The organism is Providencia sp. UF-224, assembly GCF_058245955.1.
The window spans coordinates 1-19,643 of sequence record NZ_JBSICC010000031.1 but is presented as its reverse complement, the minus strand read 5'-3'; the positions used below and the strand labels follow the sequence as shown (position 1 = coordinate 19,643).

General features: G+C 40.2%; 23 protein-coding genes and 2 pseudogenes. 6 read left to right on the top strand and 19 right to left on the bottom strand.

What is annotated here, in order from left to right:
- Window positions 1-26: 26 nt before the first annotated feature.
- On the bottom strand, window positions 27-1,289 hold the full coding sequence (gene hemA, locus AC4IFO_RS19675; RefSeq protein WP_490736981.1) for a glutamyl-tRNA reductase: 1,263 nt from the start codon (window positions 1,287-1,289) through the stop codon (window positions 27-29).
- Window positions 1,290-1,787: 498 nt separating this feature from the next.
- Here hemA and lolB point away from each other — a divergent pair, with 498 nt between their 5' ends.
- The 3 genes from lolB to prs all read left to right on the top strand — a co-directional run bounded on the left by lolB (window position 1,788) and on the right by prs (window position 4,332).
- Window positions 1,788-2,444 carry a lipoprotein insertase outer membrane protein LolB gene (gene lolB / locus AC4IFO_RS19670; protein ID WP_275076760.1) on the top strand — a complete coding sequence of 219 codons (657 nt, stop codon included), beginning with the start codon at window positions 1,788-1,790 and terminating at the stop codon, window positions 2,442-2,444.
- Window positions 2,441-3,316, top strand: a complete 876-nt coding sequence (gene ispE / locus AC4IFO_RS19665; protein ID WP_490736979.1) for a 4-(cytidine 5'-diphospho)-2-C-methyl-D-erythritol kinase — start codon at window positions 2,441-2,443, stop codon at window positions 3,314-3,316. Before lolB ends, ispE begins: the two co-directional genes overlap by 4 nt.
- Window positions 3,317-3,384: 68 nt before the next feature.
- Window positions 3,385-4,332 (top strand): ribose-phosphate diphosphokinase, encoded by a 948-nt coding sequence (prs, locus tag AC4IFO_RS19660; RefSeq protein ID WP_219248451.1) that lies wholly within the window; start codon window positions 3,385-3,387, stop codon window positions 4,330-4,332.
- Window positions 4,333-4,636: 304 nt separating this feature from the next.
- Here prs and ychH read toward each other — a convergent pair whose 3' ends face one another.
- A complete protein-coding gene (ychH, locus tag AC4IFO_RS19655; protein ID WP_490736976.1) occupies window positions 4,637-4,903 on the bottom strand; it encodes a stress-induced protein YchH in 267 nt (88 codons plus the stop codon).
- A gap of 299 nt (window positions 4,904-5,202) precedes the next feature.
- Between ychH and pth the strand changes: the two genes are divergently transcribed.
- The 3 genes and pseudogenes from pth to AC4IFO_RS19640 all read left to right on the top strand — a co-directional run.
- Window positions 5,203-5,793: an aminoacyl-tRNA hydrolase gene (gene pth, locus AC4IFO_RS19650; RefSeq protein WP_273827808.1), complete on the top strand. Its 591-nt coding sequence runs from the start codon at window positions 5,203-5,205 to the stop codon at window positions 5,791-5,793.
- A 103-nt stretch (window positions 5,794-5,896) separates the two neighbouring features.
- Window positions 5,897-6,988: a redox-regulated ATPase YchF gene (gene ychF, locus AC4IFO_RS19645; protein ID WP_219248458.1), complete on the top strand. Its 1,092-nt coding sequence runs from the start codon at window positions 5,897-5,899 to the stop codon at window positions 6,986-6,988.
- A 215-nt stretch (window positions 6,989-7,203) separates the two neighbouring features.
- Window positions 7,204-7,350: pseudogene (locus AC4IFO_RS19640) on the top strand (Arm DNA-binding domain-containing protein); the annotation flags it as partial.
- Between the two features lie 194 nt (window positions 7,351-7,544).
- On the opposite strand, the gene AC4IFO_RS19635 reads toward AC4IFO_RS19640, so the two are convergent.
- From AC4IFO_RS19635 to AC4IFO_RS19555, 17 genes and pseudogenes are all read right to left on the bottom strand, one after another.
- On the bottom strand, window positions 7,545-7,814 hold the full coding sequence (locus AC4IFO_RS19635; RefSeq protein ID WP_490736973.1) for a PAAR domain-containing protein: 270 nt from the start codon (window positions 7,812-7,814) through the stop codon (window positions 7,545-7,547).
- A gap of 14 nt (window positions 7,815-7,828) precedes the next feature.
- Entirely contained in the window at window positions 7,829-8,128 is a 300-nt protein-coding gene (locus tag AC4IFO_RS19630) for a hypothetical protein (RefSeq protein ID WP_490736971.1), read from the bottom strand.
- Entirely contained in the window at window positions 8,112-8,792 is a 681-nt protein-coding gene (locus AC4IFO_RS19625) for a hypothetical protein (RefSeq protein ID WP_490736969.1), read from the bottom strand. The genes AC4IFO_RS19630 and AC4IFO_RS19625 overlap by 17 nt, the downstream gene beginning before the upstream one ends.
- Before the next feature lie 144 nt (window positions 8,793-8,936).
- Window positions 8,937-9,074, bottom strand: a complete 138-nt coding sequence (locus AC4IFO_RS19620; protein ID WP_490736967.1) for a hypothetical protein — start codon at window positions 9,072-9,074, stop codon at window positions 8,937-8,939.
- A gap of 16 nt (window positions 9,075-9,090) precedes the next feature.
- On the bottom strand, window positions 9,091-9,300 hold the full coding sequence (locus AC4IFO_RS19615; RefSeq protein ID WP_490736965.1) for a hypothetical protein: 210 nt from the start codon (window positions 9,298-9,300) through the stop codon (window positions 9,091-9,093).
- 54 nt (window positions 9,301-9,354) lie between these two features.
- Window positions 9,355-9,624 carry a PAAR domain-containing protein gene (locus AC4IFO_RS19610; RefSeq protein ID WP_490736963.1) on the bottom strand — a complete coding sequence of 90 codons (270 nt, stop codon included), beginning with the start codon at window positions 9,622-9,624 and terminating at the stop codon, window positions 9,355-9,357.
- Window positions 9,617-10,543: a hypothetical protein gene (locus AC4IFO_RS19605; RefSeq protein ID WP_490736961.1), complete on the bottom strand. Its 927-nt coding sequence runs from the start codon at window positions 10,541-10,543 to the stop codon at window positions 9,617-9,619. The genes AC4IFO_RS19610 and AC4IFO_RS19605 overlap by 8 nt, the downstream gene beginning before the upstream one ends.
- 73 nt (window positions 10,544-10,616) lie before the next feature.
- A pseudogene (locus AC4IFO_RS19600) lies at window positions 10,617-10,887 on the bottom strand (PAAR domain-containing protein).
- Between the two features lie 344 nt (window positions 10,888-11,231).
- The gene (locus AC4IFO_RS19595) at window positions 11,232-11,867 is read right to left on the bottom strand and encodes a tetratricopeptide repeat protein (protein WP_490736959.1); all 636 of its coding nucleotides are present in this window, start codon (window positions 11,865-11,867) and stop codon (window positions 11,232-11,234) included.
- A 151-nt stretch (window positions 11,868-12,018) separates the two neighbouring features.
- A complete protein-coding gene (locus tag AC4IFO_RS19590; RefSeq protein WP_490736957.1) occupies window positions 12,019-12,501 on the bottom strand; it encodes a hypothetical protein in 483 nt (160 codons plus the stop codon).
- Between the two features lie 384 nt (window positions 12,502-12,885).
- On the bottom strand, window positions 12,886-14,070 hold the full coding sequence (locus AC4IFO_RS19585; RefSeq protein ID WP_490736955.1) for a TPM domain-containing protein: 1,185 nt from the start codon (window positions 14,068-14,070) through the stop codon (window positions 12,886-12,888).
- A complete protein-coding gene (locus AC4IFO_RS19580; RefSeq protein ID WP_136135427.1) occupies window positions 14,067-14,663 on the bottom strand; it encodes a LemA family protein in 597 nt (198 codons plus the stop codon). The genes AC4IFO_RS19585 and AC4IFO_RS19580 overlap by 4 nt, the downstream gene beginning before the upstream one ends.
- Window positions 14,664-14,780: 117 nt before the next feature.
- Window positions 14,781-15,050: a PAAR domain-containing protein gene (locus AC4IFO_RS19575; protein ID WP_490736952.1), complete on the bottom strand. Its 270-nt coding sequence runs from the start codon at window positions 15,048-15,050 to the stop codon at window positions 14,781-14,783.
- A gap of 12 nt (window positions 15,051-15,062) precedes the next feature.
- The gene (locus tag AC4IFO_RS19570; protein ID WP_490736950.1) at window positions 15,063-16,025 is read right to left on the bottom strand and encodes a hypothetical protein; all 963 of its coding nucleotides are present in this window, start codon (window positions 16,023-16,025) and stop codon (window positions 15,063-15,065) included.
- A 69-nt stretch (window positions 16,026-16,094) separates the two neighbouring features.
- The gene (locus AC4IFO_RS19565) at window positions 16,095-17,744 is read right to left on the bottom strand and encodes a hypothetical protein (RefSeq protein WP_490736948.1); all 1,650 of its coding nucleotides are present in this window, start codon (window positions 17,742-17,744) and stop codon (window positions 16,095-16,097) included.
- Window positions 17,741-18,682: a DUF4123 domain-containing protein gene (locus AC4IFO_RS19560; RefSeq protein WP_490736946.1), complete on the bottom strand. Its 942-nt coding sequence runs from the start codon at window positions 18,680-18,682 to the stop codon at window positions 17,741-17,743. The genes AC4IFO_RS19565 and AC4IFO_RS19560 overlap by 4 nt, the downstream gene beginning before the upstream one ends.
- Window positions 18,675-19,643: type VI secretion system Vgr family protein (locus tag AC4IFO_RS19555; protein ID WP_490736944.1), on the bottom strand; the 969-nt coding region annotated here is incomplete at its 5' end. The genes AC4IFO_RS19560 and AC4IFO_RS19555, both read right to left, overlap by 8 nt.

Below are 19,643 nucleotides of genomic sequence, written 5' to 3'. Positions count from 1 at the left end.
ATATAAGACCTATGATTAAAAAGTGGTTATTGATGGTCCAGCCCTAAGCTGTCCCTAAGTAGATTTAGACGCTCAACATCGCCATTTCCCGCTGCTTGTTGCAGCGATTTGGTCGGAGCGTGAATAAGGCGGTTGGTAAGTTGCTGCGATAACTGCATAATCACTTGCTCAGGGTCAGCGCCTTGTCGAACAGCTGCTAAAGCTTTTTCGGCCATATTAGCTCGGATTGCCTCAGCTTGCTCTCGGTAATCGCGAATTGTAGACACTGCGGCTTGTGAACGCAACCAATCCATAAAATGGCTGCTTTCTTGTTCAACAATAAACTCCGCTTCAACCGCTGCTGCTTTACGTTGCGCTAAATTTTGCGCAATGATGGACTCAAGGTCATCAACAGTATACAGGTACACATCGCGAAGTTTTTCAACATCTTGTTCGATATCCCGCGGTACAGCAATATCGATTAATAACATTGGCTTACTGCGGCGGACTTTCATTGCACGCTCAACCATGCCTTTACCAATAATTGGCAGCGGGCTGGCGGTCGAGCTGATCACGATGTCAGCTTCAGCTAAGCGGCTATCGATATCCGATAATGAAATCACCTGGGCGTTAACTTCATTGGCTAACAGTTCAGCACGCTCACGGGTTCGGTTGGCTATCATCATCTTTTGCACGCCGTGCTCACGCAAATGGCGAGCTACGAGCTCGATAGTTTCCCCTGCTCCGACTAACAAAATATTCAAATGTTTGAGTGATTCAAAGATTTGACGAGCCAGAGTACAAGCTGCAAACGCGACAGACACCGCATTCGCACCAATATCTGTTTCAGTTCGCACGCGTTTGGCGACAGAAAATGATTTTTGGAATAAACGCTCTAATTCACTGGATAACGAATGGCTATCTTGTGAAAGTGCAAACGCTTTTTTCACTTGGCCTAAAATTTGCGGCTCCCCTAATACCAAGGAGTCAAGGCCACTTGCCACTCGCATTAAGTGGCTAACGGCGTGGTCATCTTGGTGCCAATACAGGCTAGGCTGCAAATCCTTTGGGGTAATTCCGTGGAAATCACACAACCATTTAACCAGCTGCTCTTGCGCTTTGTCTTGCGACTCAAGGCTCAAATACAGTTCTGTTCTATTACACGTAGACAGCACAACGCCGCCATTCACTTGAGGCTGTTTAAGAAGATCCTCAAGTGCATGGTCGATTTTTTCAGGACCAAAAGTCACCCGCTCACGCAGGGCAACTGGTGCCGTTTTATGATTGATGCCTAAGGCTAATAAGGTCATTGCGCTTTACGACTTACTCACATTGCTTACATTGCTAATTATTTTGTCAGTAACGTTATGCTCATTATTAATAAAGAGAACATTACTGCTATTTATATACGACTATTGTAGATGATCCTCGCGACGCTTTCTACGCCTTGCAAGGTTCTATCATTCAGAAAGATGACCAATCCCAAAAAATAAACGAAAAAAAAGGTATTAACGATTATTTTTCATGATTGAAACCTATCGTTCCTTTAATTTTATTGTTAGCAAATTATTAATCACAACGCTAACGACTACAATAACATGCATAAAGAATGCAATTATTTCGCACAGAAAGCAAATGGTGATGCCCTATTGCTTTAATCAACTTTACGGGAAATAACCCTATTCTGATTGATTCAATCAGCAGATTAGCGCACAATTTTACCCATCAATACGCTACCTTATGTATAACCTAGCGTAATTCGCTTTAATTTATGATGTTATCTGTGCCCTAAAACGTTGAGATTGACTATGCAATTAACCCAAGTTTTGTCGTTCACTCACCCTGTAAAAGGCTTTTGGCGGCTTTTGCCTCTTTCCTGCCTTTTATTAACAGCTTGTGTCACTACATCACAAAATACCACCAAAGGCACAGGTTCAGCGTCTGACGCGCAATGGAAAGCCCACCAGCAAGAATTGAATCAACTGCGTGATTATCAAACACGTGGCTCCTTCGTTTATAATGGCGGTGAAACCAAGACTTACGCAAAATTCTTCTGGCAGCAATATACACCCGAAAAGTATCGTTTATTGCTGACAAACCCGCTGGGAAGCCGTGAATTAGAACTCACCGTTGAGCCTGATTTGGCGCGTTTAACCACCAAAGATGGGCAAACTCATATGAGTGATGTCCCTAGCGAGTTAATCTATCAACTGACTGGCATGGAAATCCCGCTAGATGACTTAACTGCGTGGTTAGTGGGTTCTCCGGGTAGGGCGACGGATTTCACCTTAGATGAAAACCACTTACTGAAAAACGTGACGTTTGAACAAAATGGGGAAAAATGGGTGTTAGATTATATTTCCTACGACACCAAAACCTCGCCAATGCTGCCAAATTACCTTGAACTACGCCAAGGCGACCGATTAATTAAATTGAAAATGGACAGCTGGACACTGAAAAAATGACCTTAACTTGGCCTTCCCCCGCTAAATTAAATTTATTCTTGTATATCACGGGCCAACGCCCAGATGGCTATCATGAGCTACAAACGCTGTTTCAATTTTTAGATTATGGCGATGAAATCACGATTACCACACGCCATGATGATCAACTGAATTTAGTAACTGAAATGGCTGGGGTTCCTCCCGAAAAGAACTTAATTTTGCGGGCTGCCACATTACTACAACGCTATTGCCGTGAAACGCTCAATTGGGCTCAGCCCCTTGGTGCGGATATCGCGATTGATAAAATCCTCCCGATGGGCGGTGGTATTGGCGGTGGTTCATCGAATGCGGCAACCACATTGATTGCCCTCAATGAACACTGGGGTACACAAGTGTCCGATGAGGTTTTGGCTGAGCTTGGCAAAACGCTCGGTGCAGATGTGCCTGTGTTTGTTCGAGGCCATGCTGCATTCGCTGAAGGAATCGGTGAAATATTAACCAAAGCTTCCCCTAAAGAGAAATGGTATCTGGTTGCTCACCCCGGAATTGAAATATCAACTCCGACTATCTTCACAGATCCGCAATTAAATCGAAATTCTCCAAAACGCTCCCTAGCCGCATTATTACTGGCTCCGTACGCAAATGATTGCGAACCGATCGCAAGAAAACGTTTTCGTGAGGTTGAACAGCTTGTTTCTTGGCTGTTAGAATATGCTCCGTCTCGCCTAACAGGAACAGGCGCGTGTGTTTTTTCTGAATTTGAAACACAAGCGGATGCCCTTAAGGTGTTAAATAAAGCCCCATCGTGGGTGCAAGGGTTCGTCGCTCAAGGCGCTAACGTATCCCCACTGCACAATTTCCGCGCTGGGATAACCCGTGTATTGCACCAATAAGTAATGAAACAACGCTCATTGCTATTGGTCAACAATATCTCTCTGGACGCAAGCCTGAGGTTTTTCTCGTGCCCGATATGAAGCTTTTTGCTGGTAACGCTACACCGGAACTAGCACAACGTGTTGCTAACCGCCTTTACACTAATCTTGGAGACGCGGCTGTTGGTCGTTTTAGCGACGGCGAAGTCAGTGTTCAAATTAATGAAAATGTTCGCGGTGGTGATATTTTTATCATCCAGTCAACTTGTGCACCAACTAATGACAACTTAATGGAACTGGTTGTTATGGTCGATGCCCTGCGCCGTGCATCTGCTGGTCGTATTACCGCTGTTATCCCTTACTTCGGTTATGCAAGACAGGATCGTCGCGTACGTTCTGCCCGTGTACCAATCACCGCTAAAGTTGTTGCCGATTTTCTGTCCAGTGTTGGCGTTGACCGTGTTCTCACTGTTGACCTTCACGCAGAGCAGATCCAGGGCTTCTTTGATGTTCCTGTTGATAATGTATTCGGTAGCCCAATTCTTCTGGAAGATATGCTCCAGAAAAACTTGGAAAACCCAATCGTTGTATCTCCAGACATCGGCGGCGTGGTACGTGCTAGAGCTATCGCAAAACTCCTGAATGACACCGACATGGCAATCATTGATAAACGTCGCCCTCGCGCAAACGTTTCTCAAGTTATGCACATTATCGGTGATGTTTCAGGTCGTGACTGCATCTTAGTTGACGATATGATTGATACCGGTGGTACTCTGTGTAAAGCGGCTGAAGCGCTGAAAGAACGTGGTGCAAAACGTGTGTTCGCATACGCAACTCACCCGATTTTCTCAGGCAATGCTGTAGACAACATCAAAAATTCAGTGATTGATGAAGTCATTGTTTGTGACACTATTCCACTGTCACCTGAAATCAAGGCGCTGCCTAACGTTCGCACCTTAACATTATCAGGCATGCTGGCTGAAGCTATTCGTCGCATTAGCAACGAAGAGTCAATCTCAGCAATGTTCGAGCACTAATTACCGTCGGGTTATTCATGCTCTTACAGTGATGGAATGAAATCACAGCCAAAAATTAAGCCCCTGCAGTCATCTGTAGGGGCTTTATGTTTTTAGCGCGTATAGACAATAGATACCTATTTCTATGGCTTTTTTTATTCACTCAACCTCTACGCCATAAAAATAACCAACTTCTTTGTTGTGAATGCTTAAAAAAACAGACACAAAACCTATACAGCTAGGCGACCTTGACGTTAAAAACATCGACTATCACCCAGCTAACTATCACCTAAAATTATCGCTGCCTTATTAATAAGCTAAATAATTATGGATAACGGTGATTATCTTTACGACCGTAATTCTTTAATACCCAGTAACGGTCTGCAACTTTCTCACGTCCCCCAACTCTCGCCCCTGCTAGCCACACCATCGCACCCACGAAAATTCCGAAGAGTGAGCCGTTAGTAACCAGTTCAGACAAGCCAAAATTGATCACATGGGCGAATAGGTTAACCCCAATGCTCCCAATCATCATGACCATCCCTAATCCCATGAGAACATTACCAATTAAATGAGCACTTTTCCGTTTCATATCTACCTCCAGTATCAGTGGACTGATAAGCAAGCATCTGTAAATTAATTCGGTGATTCTTTATATTTATGTAAGGATTATAGTGCATTAAGTAAAATTTTTTGCGATAGGCATCACAAGGTACAAAGTTGTCCATAATATCTACCCATAAAGTGCTTTTTATCAAAAATACAGAAAAAACGAATAGTTCATAACGTAACTATAATGAACGTGATGTTTTTATCGGATTTTTGTACATCCTCCCCATCACAAGGTAAACTAGGCGATTAATTCCATAAACTGACAGTGAAATAGTCGCCGTGAGCAAAATTAAATTAATTGTTGGCCTTGCAAATCCGGGGGCTGAATACGCACAAACCCGCCATAATGCAGGGGCATGGTATGTTGATTTGTTAGCTGAACGCCACAATCAACCCTTAAAAGAAGAACCGAAATTTTTCGGCTATACCGCACGCATTAATCTTGGTGGTAATGATATTCGCTTATTAGTACCGACCACCTTTATGAACCTCAGTGGGAAAGCCGTCGCAGCCATCGCAAATTTTTATCGTATTAACCTCGATGAAATTTTAGTCGCCCACGATGAGCTTGATATCCCACCGGGTGTGGCAAAAATGAAGCTTGGTGGTAGTAATGGCGGCCATAACGGGTTAAAAGACATTCAGAGCAAATTTGCCAATAACCCAAATTTTTACCGTTTGCGCATTGGTATTGGTCATCCGGGCGATAAAAACAAGGTTGTCGGTTTCGTTTTAGGTAAGCCACCGATGTCTGAGCAAAAACTGATTGATGATGCGATTGATGAAGCGGTAAGGTGCACAGACATTCTGTTATCTGATGGAATGGACAAAGCGATTAACCGTTTACATAGCTTTAAAGCGACTGCATAAGAGTTCATTTCATCAAAATCGACTTTTTGTGTATAATCAGCGCCAATTTCTAAACATTGGGTGCAGCACTCGCCTGCCCCTCGCTATTTAAGGTGAGAAACATATGGGTTTTAAATGCGGTATCGTTGGTCTGCCAAACGTGGGTAAATCCACATTATTTAATGCATTGACCAAAGCCGGCATCGAAGCAGCCAACTTCCCTTTCTGTACAATTGAACCAAACACGGGTGTTGTGCCAATGCCAGACCCACGTCTTGATCAATTAGCTGAAATCGTGAAGCCACAGCGTATTTTACCAACCACCATGGAATTCGTGGATATTGCAGGCTTGGTTAAAGGCGCATCAAAAGGTGAAGGTCTCGGTAACCAGTTTTTAACTAACATCCGTGAAACTGAAGCTATCGGCCACGTTGTACGTTGTTTTGAAGATGACAACATTATCCACGTTGCTGGCCAAGTTAACCCCGCTGAAGATATTGATGTTATCAATACTGAATTAGCCTTAGCTGACCTTGATACCTGTGAACGTGCTATCCACCGCGTACAAAAACGCGCTAAAGGTGGCGATAAAGATGCGAAAGCGGAATTAGAAGCGTTAGAAAAATGCCTGCCACATTTAGAGCAAGCAGGCATGCTGCGTACTTTGGATTTAACCACTGAAGATAAAGCCGCAATCCGCTATTTAAGCTTTTTAACGTTAAAACCAACCATGTATATCGCGAACGTCAATGAAGATGGCTTTGAAAATAACCCATTCTTAGACAAAGTGTATGAAATTGCGCAAGCCGAAGGCTCTGTGGTTGTCCCTGTATGCGCGGCTATCGAGTCCGACATCGCTGAGTTAGATGATGAAGAACGCGACGAATTTATGGCAGATTTAGGCATCGAAGAGCCAGGCTTAAACCGCGTTATTCGTGCTGGTTATGAGTTACTAAACCTGCAAACTTACTTCACCGCAGGTGTTAAAGAAGTTCGTGCATGGACAATCCCTGTCGGTGCAACCGCGCCACAAGCGGCTGGTAAAATCCATACTGACTTCGAAAAAGGTTTTATCCGTGCTCAAACCATCGCATTTGCGGATTTCATTCAGTACCGCGGTGAACAAGGTGCAAAAGAGGCAGGTAAAATGCGCGCAGAAGGAAAAGACTACATCGTTAAAGACGGTGATGTCCTGAACTTCTTGTTTAATGTGTAAGCCTACACTTAAGTCCTATACTGTTTCATAAAGCATCATTTCATAATAAAACAGCATAAAATTCATAATATTAACTGGGTTTTATGCTGTTTTATGTCTCATTAAGCTTCATAAAAGCTCGCGATTAAATGAGTACGTAACTGAGTACAACTTATTTATCTTCCCTTTTTAAGTGAGTATAATAATATCAACTTACATAACTAGTTGAACTTATTATGCTTACTGATACAAAATGCAGAACTGCAAAACCTAAAGAAAAACTTTATCGTATCAATGACTTCAACGGTTTGTACCTTGAAGTGAAACCTAATGGCAAAAAAGCATGGCGATTTCGTTTTCAAATAAATGGAAAATCAAGCATAGTACATAAGTTAAATATTAGTTTTAACTTAGCATAAGAGTGCTTAAGCAAGCTTCCGCAGTAGTACCAATTTAGAAATGTCACGTTTCAGTATTATAAAAAAGTAAACCTCTGCCGAGATAAAAACATTAAAAATACTGGTGACTATGTCAGATAAAAAATTAAATCTCTGAAGGTTATATTCGTTTCTATCAATTAACCAACCTTTACCGTTGAATTACCAATTAACACTCCACCACAGCTAACACTATCCCCCGTTCGAGCTGCGAGCTTACCATCAATAAATACACTACTTGAGCCACCAACGATGGCTCTTGAATGTCCACCGTGAGGCGCTAATGCGTCTCCTTGCCGAGTAACCGCCTTACCATCGACTTTTACCGTTGGTGAACCTGTAATCACTTGGGTTGGGCCATGTTTTCCATGGCCTGTATCGGAATCACCAATAAGAATAATTGTTGGCATATAATAGTACCCGACTATATGACTGGAATGAATTTTCCATTTACTAAGGAAAATATAGGTGCGTAGAATCCAGTTACCTTATCATTTTCATTATCGATATAACTGTATGATAACGGGGAATAATCAAAATCTTCTTTATAAACTAACCTCACCATTTTTCCATTATTCATAATTAAAGGTTCAAAATTATCCCAATTAAGCGGGATCATTGCGAAATCCTTTTGATTAAATGCTTCTGCTAATTCATGCGATTCAAATTGTTCATGGATTGTACCTCCAGTTGTTTCCGCCCAAACTTTAAGTGAGGGAGTCAATATTTGTTCTATTTTTGATAAATTTTTTTTGATTAAAAGCCGCCCATAATTCTGAATACGCTATTTGCAATAGTTTCCGTTGCTCCACGGTATCTTGATACCTGTCAGAGTTCACCCATTCCCATTCAGGTAACCCCGCCATACTTATCTTTTTATCAAATTGGAATACAGTCATATCGCGTGGGTATTTATTGGGTCGAATATTCTGGCGTATTTTATTCTGATACACTTTTTCTGTATTGGGGGCTTTAATCAATTTTTTCTCTACTTGTCTGTCCAGAGCATCACCTTGATACGCTTCTGGCTCACCTTTTTCATTAATTTTAACTAGTAGAGTTGTTAATGGAGTAATATCGCCATTATCCGTTATTTTATTGACCGTAATCTCACATTTTGCATTCGGATTAAATTGATTGAGTTTATCTTTTGGTACCTCTTTAGTTGAAAACCAATTTGGTGATGCCATCTCAATGCTAATAGTATTCTCACCATTACGCATCATTATCATCGAGTTTGTACTTGTCGTACCAAAGCCTAATCCGCCACTCACAAGACCTGAGCGGTTATTAGTTCCACTTACCCCATTGGTTTTAACATCACAAAATGCGTATTTCATATCGACAGAAGTACGAATAAGAAAGTCATTATCATCGGCATAACTCATAGACATATTTCCTAATATTAAGATTGTCGTCATACACAGTAAATTGCTTAGTTTCATCATAAACCTTTTTTAAACAGTGTTTTTTATAGCCGAGCCCGCTATGGATGTCGGTACGGCATTGACTGCTGAAGTAAGCGCGGCTAGTTACGGTCGTTGTCTTTCAGGTACTTTTCTAACTTGCCCTGTTAAATTAAAACGAATATCCGACTCTGTGAGTGCTAAAGGATCTGCAAATTGGTATGCAGCTCTAACCAAAATCGGTAGTTTCCACAGATAATGCACGACTCGACTTTCTGACTCATGACAGCTCCGTTGTCGCAGTTAACCAGCCTTGTTGCTGGGCATAGTCCATAAACTGGGTGGCGGTACGGGTATGGATATCCCCAGCTAGAGAAGGATGCAGGTGTAGCCAATCCACTAAACGTGAGTGAAGTTGGCCTTCTGGTGTGTCGAGGATAAGGGCTTCCTCAGCGTGGCTCTCCCACAGTTCACACGCGAGGTTTTCCACATGATAGAACAACTTATCAAAATAGTGATATTATTTATGATGCCGAATTGTAATTTAACCTGCTGCGACGAGCACGCAGCCCCCAGAACATCCACAAGCGACTTTGTGACCTTCTAGCGCAACAGGGATACCATTAATTTTCATTAAGCTATCGCCTTCAACGATAGTCCCTGTTTTTTTACATGAAGGGCAATAAACAGAGTCGCCCACACACGCTACACCTTGGATTTGCTTGGCGAGAGAAGAAGCTGTCAGCACCGTACCACCGGTATTCGTCGTGTCATTTTTTAAAATGAGTTTTCTGCCATTCACAAGGCTACGCATTGCGTTTTTTCTCTTGATCAAGCTTTGCTAAAATCTGTTCGACCTGTTGCTCAAAATCAGCAGGAAGGGGATTCTTACCAAAAGACAAAAAGGGTTTACGAGCTTGGTAATCGACAGACGAAACGGCATCTCGCCCCTCTTGCATATAAGCATTGAGAAACGTGATAAAACGATGGTTTTCACTGTCGGTGCTGGTCAGGAAACTGGAGTAATGTGAGACATTCGGACGATAGAGGATCGTTTTCAATTGCCCTGTTTTTTCATCAATGCCATACAGTTTAATCGCCAGCATTTTACCTGCATAGCCGAATTGTGCATCTTCATAGCGCGTTAAACGTACTTTCCCCATTCCATAGCTATACAATATTCCTCGTTGCCTATCAGCAATAAGGTAAACCGGAGGCGTGAAGAAAGAGAGATAAGCAAATAACCACAAAAAACCGGGGAAAAAAATTAGCCAGCCAATAACGAGGTATTTATCATATTGACTGTCAGTAAAAAACTCACCTGAATTATAAGCTTTGATATAATCCCACCAACTTATTTTTCCTTTGTCCCAAAAAGATTGATACTTTAGAATAGATTTACGTTCAACCTCACTTAATGCATTGATATTTTTATTATTTTCAAATAAATATTGAGACATGTCTTCTAGTGAAGCCTTTGCTCCAATATGCCCCCCCATAAAATTAAATAATGTATAACAAGCCATCACTAGTAATATGATAAAAAAGGGTATTGTATTAGTAAGCTGGCTATTCCGCTGTGGGGAGTTAATCACACAACGCTGTTTATTGACCGCATCTAAAAATACCAGTTTTTGAGGCTCCAACGGATCATCGTAGTGATGACTTTCTTCAATCAATGGCGTGGTTTTTAATTGTTCTGGGTGCTTTGTTGCCGTATATAAACTCGTCATTCGGTGCCTTCCTCATCAATACAGCCATAAAGTTTATCATCAGGATCACCGTTTCGGTAACGCAGTGGTGCATTTAACCTACTGCAACCAGCACACAACCACCAGAGCATCCACAAGCGACTTTGTGACCTTCTAATGCGACAGGGATACCCTTAATGTTCATTAAGTTATCACCTTCAACGATAGTCCCTGTTTTTTTTACATGAAGGGCAATAAACCGAGTCGCCCACACATGCTACACCTTGGATTTGCTTGGCGAGAGAAGAAGCCGTAAGCACCGTACCACCCGTATTCGTCGTATCATTTTTTAAAATAATTTTACGACCATTCACCGTGCTACGCATAATAACCCTCTATATTATCCAGTTTCATGAAATACAAAATATTAATAAATTGATTTCATTAATAAATATATTTTTCCTATCAATTCGCTAATATTATCAGCTGCAGCTAAAAACAAAGGCTCATTCCAGCCAGAATTTTTAACGATAACTACATAAAACTTATCATCTACCTGAAATGATGGTAACCAACCAACATCTAAGACATAATTTAGAGGGGATCTCGCCTACAGACTATCCTCTTTTAACAGCATACGCAGATATAAAAATCAATAAAAGTGGCAACGCAAATGATATCTTCATAACTGTCCTTTTAATGCACGCAACCATATGAATTAGGATACTGTTTAATTTTTTGATTTTAGAACATCATATTCGTTACAAGGATAAGTGTTAATATCTTTAGTTAAAGCCGTTTTTACATTGAAATTAATGGCACTTACAAAATAATCAGCCGCCTTCCCGTTATCAATATTAACACCATCCCCATCTTTATACATATTTCCTAAATGGGAATAAGCCGTAGCATCACCTAATTTGGTTGCGGCTAAATACCATTTTTTAGCCTTACTCGCATTTTTTGCGGTAGCATAGCCGTTTTGATGCATATACCCCAAGAACGTCATGGCTTGTGGAATGCCATTGTTAGCTGCTTTTTCGACTAACTCGAAGGTATAAAACCAATTTCTATCAACTCCCTCACCATTGAAATAAAGCAATCCCAAAACAAATTGAGATTTAGCGCATCCTTGAACAGCTGATTTTCTTACCCATTCAAAAGCCTCAGCCTGTTTTTTTTCTTCTAATTTATACCATCCACCCAAATCGAATTGCGCGTCTGGATCCCCTTTTAGTGCATCCTTACAAATGCTTAGGTTAGCCTTTCCTTCCCAGTTCGATTTGTGTTTTTCATATAAATCGTCACATAAATCCGCATTACAGCTAAAAGCAATAACCAGACCTAAAAAAAATATCTCTTTCATGTGATAAATTGAACCAAATAAATATCTGTAAATAATATGTATTAACGGAATCAAAAGTTTAAGGTTGCCCTTACCCTATAATTAGCGACATACATCATCATACTATGCAAAATTTTCATTGAAAAAAATTAAAAAAAACTTAGAAATGAAATTAACAAATACTAAAAATACCAAAAAAGTTACCTATTAACCAAATGGCAAGTAAAACAGCAACAATGCTGGCTACACCTGCAGCAGCATACAATAGAAGATAAATAGCGAGAACACTCCCATTTAGTGCTAAAGCTATCCTACCCGAGCTTTTGTTTTCATGGCGGATAAATGAAATAGCGGTAAAAATAATGCCAAATACACTGAGCGTTATACTTGCTTGTTTGGATAATTCAATTTTACCTAACAAAAGCTGTCGCTGCTCATTGGCAAGATCTACACTGGGGACTTGATACGTTTTTCCTTTAATTGCATCCATTGTCGCTTTGTTTATACTACTTACCTTTTCATGAACAATTTGATCTAACTTAGGTTTAGATTGGACGTATTCACGCTCATAGCTTTGATTAGCAAGTATTACAAAAATGCTAAAAGCTCCGATGATGATAGCAATTAAACTGAATCGATTATGAACCATAAACATATTTATTAATGTTCCCTATTAAAGTAATCCCAATATAAAATTTTAAAAATAATTATTTATTGCTAGTTTATAGCAGTCAGCTTTATGAGTAATATTTCAAAGGTAAAAATATTTTTCTAAGTACTTAACAAATTGTTTAGCAAGGTTAAGTATTTAATGGGATATTGTTCTTTATATCATTTAATAATAACAATATATTACAGCAATCACTCCTTAACAATGTATTTTTTATTTTAAATTACATAAACTTATTTTTCGTAAAACGAGTAATTTCTGTCGCTAATAAAATGCAAAGTTAGCTTCCCAAAGAGCGATTGGCTTTTATATAAGCACTCGCTTTATCTTAAAATTCTAGCTAAAACTTATTATAACCTTTTATCCCCTTTACCAATGCCCAGAAGCACCGCCACCACCGCTAGAACCACCTCCTCCACCACTTGATGAACTCGATGAACTCGATGAACTCGATGAACTCGATGAACTCGATGAACTCGATGAACTGAAATCGTGACTGGAAGTAAAATTAGAAGCGTGTTTATGGGATGTATTTACTGAATATGCAGGTTGATAAAAAGGTGAACCAAATCGACTGAACTCACAAATCGCTTTCCATTCTTTTCTCTGCTGTCGATAAATTGGAAATAAGATATTTATGCCAATAAACAACACGGTTAATGAAATAAGGTTAAAGAATAATGATAACACCACCATCAGTAATAAGATAAAAGGGTTAACAATACCACTAAGAATTATTTGTGTATAAAAAATGACAACGACTGAACAAAACACTACAGGGAAATACAGCGAAAATGATGTTGGAAAATAGAATGAGTAATTCAGATAATTTTTTAACCGTTTTAGCTGATTTGCACCTATCTTATATCCTCGTTTTTCTGAATTTTTCTTTTTTTTACCTGACTGCGCTATCACTTGATTAATTTTTCTTTTCAATTTTTTCGTTGAAAATACAAGCTGAAAACAATAAATTAGCCCTAATATTATCACATAAATTAAAATAAAATGTGTTTGCAATATTTTAAGAGGAATAAGATCTATCAGAGAATTCGTTGAGCTTATTGGCCTATCATTAGCCACATTAATGGCATTTATAATCCCTTGCTCAATACCCGTATAATAGTTTTCTGCTCTAAAATACGGCAACATATTTTTTCGAATAATTCGTCCAGCAAGAACATCGGTAAATGTCCCCTCATAGCCGTACCCGACTTCAAAGCGAACACTGCGGTCATTTATTGCCACAACAAGCAGTAATCCATTATCAAGCCCCTTTTTACCTATCCCCCATTGATTAAAAACACGACTTGCGAAAGTTTCGATATTTTCACTCCCAGTAGTCGGAACGATATAAACAACAAATTGCGAACCATCATTCCGATTATTTTCAAAATTAATCAATAAATTATTTAGCGTTTCGAATTGCTGCGCCGTTAATAAATTTGCACGGTCAATGACCCTATCTATTTTTAATGGGGGTGTATTATTCACTGATGCGCTCGCAATAGCACTAAATAAAAGCAAGGAGAATAAAAATAAAATATTACGTATCATGAGTTAAAATCCACCGTTGGTGTTCTTTTGATTTCATGCCCATTCTCAACGTTAAAATTAATTTTTTTATCATACCCCATAGATTCCGCAATTAAGTTATAGGGGAATTGTCTAATTTGAGTATTATAATGGCGTACCGCCTCTATATACCGCCCTCTCGCAACTGAAATACGATTTTCAGCTCCCTCCAACTGTACCATCAGGTCTTGATAGAGTGAGTTTGCTTTCAATTCAGGGTAATTTTCTGATATGACTAACAGACGTGATAGAGATTGCCCTAAATTATCTTGAGCTTTTTGATAGCTCGCAGAAATTTCAGGATCATCAAATACGCGACCATCCACATTAATTTTCCCGACAGACGCTCTCGCCTTTACAATCTCTTGTAACACATTGCTTTCATGACTTGAATATCCCTTAACTGTACTGACGAGATTAGGGATCAAATCAAATCGACGTTGATATTGGTTTAATAATTCTGACGCTGCCGCAGAGACTAACTCATCATTTTTTTGGATTGTATTGTAAGAATTAACTAACAGAGTAAAAATTACAACCATCACTAACACCAAACCGATCGCTAACTTGCGCATTAAACATCCTTATATTGACCAATTAATGTTAATATTGACTATCTGGTGTAACACTAATTTCTTTATTATCATGTATCCTAGCAAACTCAATCATTATCCGTCAGAACATCGTATTTTCTAACCAACCTTTACCGTTGAATTACCAATTAATACGCCACCACAGCTGACAGCATCACCCGTACGAGCTGCGGCCTTACCATCAATAAATACACTACTTGAACCACCAACGATGGTTCTTGGATGTCCGCCGTGAGGCGCTAAAGCATCTCCTTGCCGAGCAACTGCCTTGCCATCGACCTTTACTGTCGATGAACCGGTAATCACATGGGTTGGGCCATGTCTCCCATGGCCTGTATCGGAATCACCAATAAGGATAATGTTTGGCATAATAAAACCCGACTATATGACTGGAATGAATTTTCCATTTACTAAGGAAAATATTGGGGAATGTACTCCAATAATTTTTCTATTTGCATCGTTAAAATAGCTATATGAAATAGGTGAATAATCGAAATCTTCTTTATAAACCAACTTTACCATTTTCCCATCATTCATAACTAAGGGTTCAAAATTATCCCAAGTAATTGGGATCATTGCGAATGTCTTCTGATTAAAATCAGCCGCTATTTCACGTGATTCAAGTTGTTCGTCAATCGTCCCTCCTGTTGTTTCTACCCAAGTTTTTAGTGAAGGAGCCAATATGTGTTTTATTTTTGATAAATCCTTTTGGTTAAATGCAGTCCATAATTCTAAATATGCGTCTTGTAACAATTTGCGTTGTTCTGGGGTATCTTGGTATCTTTCAGAGTTCACCCATTCCCATTCGGGTACTCCCATTACATTTATTTTTTTATTAAATTGGAATACTGTCATATCATGAGGATATTCATTGGGCCGAATATTCTGGCGTATTCTATTCTGATGCACTTTTTCTGTATTGGGAGCTTTAATCAATTTTTTCTCTACTTGTCTGTCCAGAGCATCACCTTGATACGCTTCTGGCTCACCTTTTTCATTAATTTTAACTAGTAGCGTTGTTAATGGGATAATATCGCCATTATCTGTTATTTTATTGACCGTAATCTCACATTTTGCATTCGGATTAAATTGATTGAGTTTGTCTGCGGATATACCTTTAGTTGAAAACCAATTTGGTGATGCCATCTCAATGGTAATAGTATTCTCACCATTACGCACCATTATCATCGAGTTTGTGCTTGTCGTACCAAAACCTAATCCGCCACTTACAAGACCTGAGCGGTTATTAGTTCCACTTACCCCATTAGTTTTAACGTCACAAAATGCGTATTTCATATCGACAGAAGTGCGAATAAGAAAATCATTATCATCAGCATAACTCATTGGATTACTTCCTAATATTAATATTGTCGTCATACACAGTAAGTTACTTAGTTTCATCATAAACCTTTTTTAAACAGTGTTTTTTATAGCCGAGCCCGCTATCGATGCCGGTACGGTATTGACTGCTGAAGTAAGCGCGGCTAATTCCGGTCGTTGTCTTTCAGGTACTTTTCTAACTTGCCCCGCTAAATTAAAACGAATATCTGACTCGGTAAGTGCTAAAGGGTCTGCAAATTGGTAGATAGTCCAATCTGCGTCGAGTGGAGCCCCCTCATAAAAAGCACTATCATCTTTTTTGGTTCGAAGAGAAATATCTGCCGTAAATTGAAATTTCAGCACAATACCATCATGGCAAAGTACTAAGTCTATTCCATCATCATGGGCATCTAAAGCAAGCGCACCTTTTGTTTCGAATCGTAGATGAAATTCAAAACACGCCTCTAAAAAAAGGACATTAGCTTTGATATAAGCCCCCGCATCTGCTTTAAAGCCTACCTCAAACTTATTATTGCCATCAAATGCAAACTCTTGTTGCTTGTCGGGAGTTTGCGCCATCCCCACAAAACAGTGAACAGCAAAAGAGAAAGTAATATCAATATTAATACCCGCACTAAATTTATCTTTACCTTTTTTCCTTTCTTCTAAAGCTTCACGTAACTTACTGATACCACTGCTCAACGCTTTGCCACCATAAAGCGCAAGTACCTGCAAAACGTCAATTTTAAATGACCCGCCCCAAAAAGGCTTCCCTTCTAATGCACAAACTAATCGAGCTGAATCACGCTGAGTCACATTTTCCATAAAGAAGGTTAATCCAATCTCGATATCTGAAAAATCAAAAGAGAAAATAGGATATTTATCGGCGAATGGGGTCAACTTACCTTTTTGCTGATATAAAAATTTTGTTTCGATATCATTAATAATTTGACTGACTTTCAATATGCCCGACAAGTCATCAAGAAACGTTTTCGTTTCGCTTATTTGCTTAATGGGCGTTAAATTATAGGGATGCCCTGCTAACTCATAAAAAAAGCCGACATCAATACCTAGTGAGGTCGTTTTGACAAATGGGATAGGCGCTAATGTCCAGCCTTTATGGTACTTATTCAGCTTCTTCGGTAAAGTATTTTCCCCAGGCCCTCCCTTGAGTCGTTCTGATTTTAATTTACTAATTTGCTTATCTTTTCGCTCTTTATCATTCGCTTCTCGAGTTTGAAAGGAGTAACTAAAATTGACAGAGAACCCAAACTTCACCGAAGGAATAACATCAAAGAACCAATCTTGTTTCGTACCAAGACAATTAGTCGCTGTAATATTGTACCTTCTAGGCGACTTGAACGCGTCAATCGGTGCTAACATATTGACAAAGGTATTGAGTAAATTACTTGCGCTAAAAGTACCCGCATCACGACTTGCATTATAGGAAACCGAAACCGATTGAGAAGAGCCCAAATTAAGTGTTTGTACATAGTTCTTTGAAGCGAGTATTGCTTCATGCTGAGTATTATTATGTTTCTTATCATTGAGCAGGATTTCTAATGGAACCCCCTTTCCCTCATCAATCACTGTTTCCGGTGATATAACATCCTCACCTCGCCACTCTAAAATCACCTTATCCTTTGAGGTGTCTTTGACAAGTAAATCCAGATAACAAGGTTCCGGTATGTCACACGTTTGCGTTGCACACCCTACTTTAGGTGATATTAATTTATCACTCATTGTCCATTTTCCTTTGTTAAGTCTGGCAACATATTTAAGATACGACTAGCCAAACTATGTACCCGATAATTTCCGGAGCCCGTTTCATTAGCTAAAGACACACGCCATTCTTCTGGAATATCCTCAATTCGATAAATTTGGTATAATGCCAGCATATAGGCAATTAACTGATAGGAATGTTTATCATCAATTCTGTGGTGCTGACAAAATGACGACAAATCACTCGCTAATTGCCAATTTTGCCGCCAAGTAGTTTCACCATAACGCTCTTGTATTTTTTGTGCTCTCGGCGCTGGCCGCTCAAACGCTCTGACAACCCAATCCTCTAATGAAAAATGCATTTGTGATTGATGACTCATACTTTTGGCATGAATAAAAAAGTAAATTAACTGGTCTAGGAATTGGCGTTCAAAAACGAGATTTACCGCATCATATTGAATGGGAGTAAAACGCATCAACTTCCCCCCAAGCTTCGCATTATCTGGAAATCCGCGGCGTTCACGCTCAAAACGAGAGGCGGTTTCCTCTCCCCATAACAACGTCTTCAGTTGCGTGATAGGGCCCAAAAACACATGCAATCGCCAATTATCAAAGGTTCCAAGCACATCCCACACATTGCGAGGGTCATAAAAACGCCAAAAAACGGGCTTTTCTTGTCCGGGTATCATCACCGTCAAATATTTACGCAAGTGCTGTCGTAACTCACGCATTGTGGCGTGCGTGTAAACATAAATTCCCCAAGGCGTCTCCCGCGAGCTTAACCAACGTTGCACGTCTTCGGTGACTTCCACTAAATAGGGGGCTAATGACACAATCTCAGGTTGAATAGGCTCACTGTATAGGCAACTCGCTGGCGGCTCATGCTCTGCAAGCAAATTAAAAACATCTGGCTCACAAGCCGCATCGATAATCGCATAGCACGTTTCAGGTTTAACCATTTTCAGACTCCTCTTGCCCTTCTTTCATAGGGCAATGCGCCACAAAAGCCGCACCGCTACTTGCCGCCGCTTTGAGTACGGCAGGGTTAGTCGCTTGCAGGATATCTCCGGGACTTCCCCCCGTATTAAGATTAATCGCAGGCCCCTTAATATCAACGCCACCACTGTGTACGACAACAAAGCTTCCACCCACCTTTAACGTAATTTTACTGCTGCTTTGTAAGGTGATATCGCCCTGTGCATTCACGCTGACCACACCTTGTATTGCCTTAACCAAATCCCCCTCAACCGAAAGGTGTTGGTCACCCTCAACTTTGCCTTGATAGTTACCGGTTGTTTTGTGCGCTTGGTTACCATCAACCGTCACGGTCCGATTATTAGCGACAACCAGTTCATCGTTATGACCAATACTGGTTGTCCGGTCGTAATTAATTCGCTCCCCCCGAGAGTTCAGCACATTAATGGCCAAATTCTTTTGCGCATGCACATAGATTTCTTCTTGGCCTGCTTCGTCTTCAAAACGCAACTCATTAAAGCCATCCCCTTTATGGGTTTTCGTTCGAAATGTGGTACGCGTTTTATGCTTAGGCAAATCAATTGGGGGGCGGTTTCGACCATTATAGGTACAGCCCGTAATAATCGGTCTATCAATATCATTATTGAGATAGGAAATAATTACTTCCTGCCCAATTCTTGGGATGGACATAAACCCAAAGCCATCGCCGTTCCAACCGTGGGCCACACGCACCCAGCAAGACGCACTGTGGTCTGGCTTACCACGCCTATCCCAATGAAAATAGACGGTGACAGCACCTTGCGCATTGGTATAAATTTCTTCACCCGGAGGCCCGACAACAGTAGCCAACTCATCCCCATCCGCTGTGGGTTTAAAACGGTAAGGGGGACGCCACTCTTGCGTACTGGGAATAAAGGAAAGCTGGTTACTCATCTGAGTCCCTTC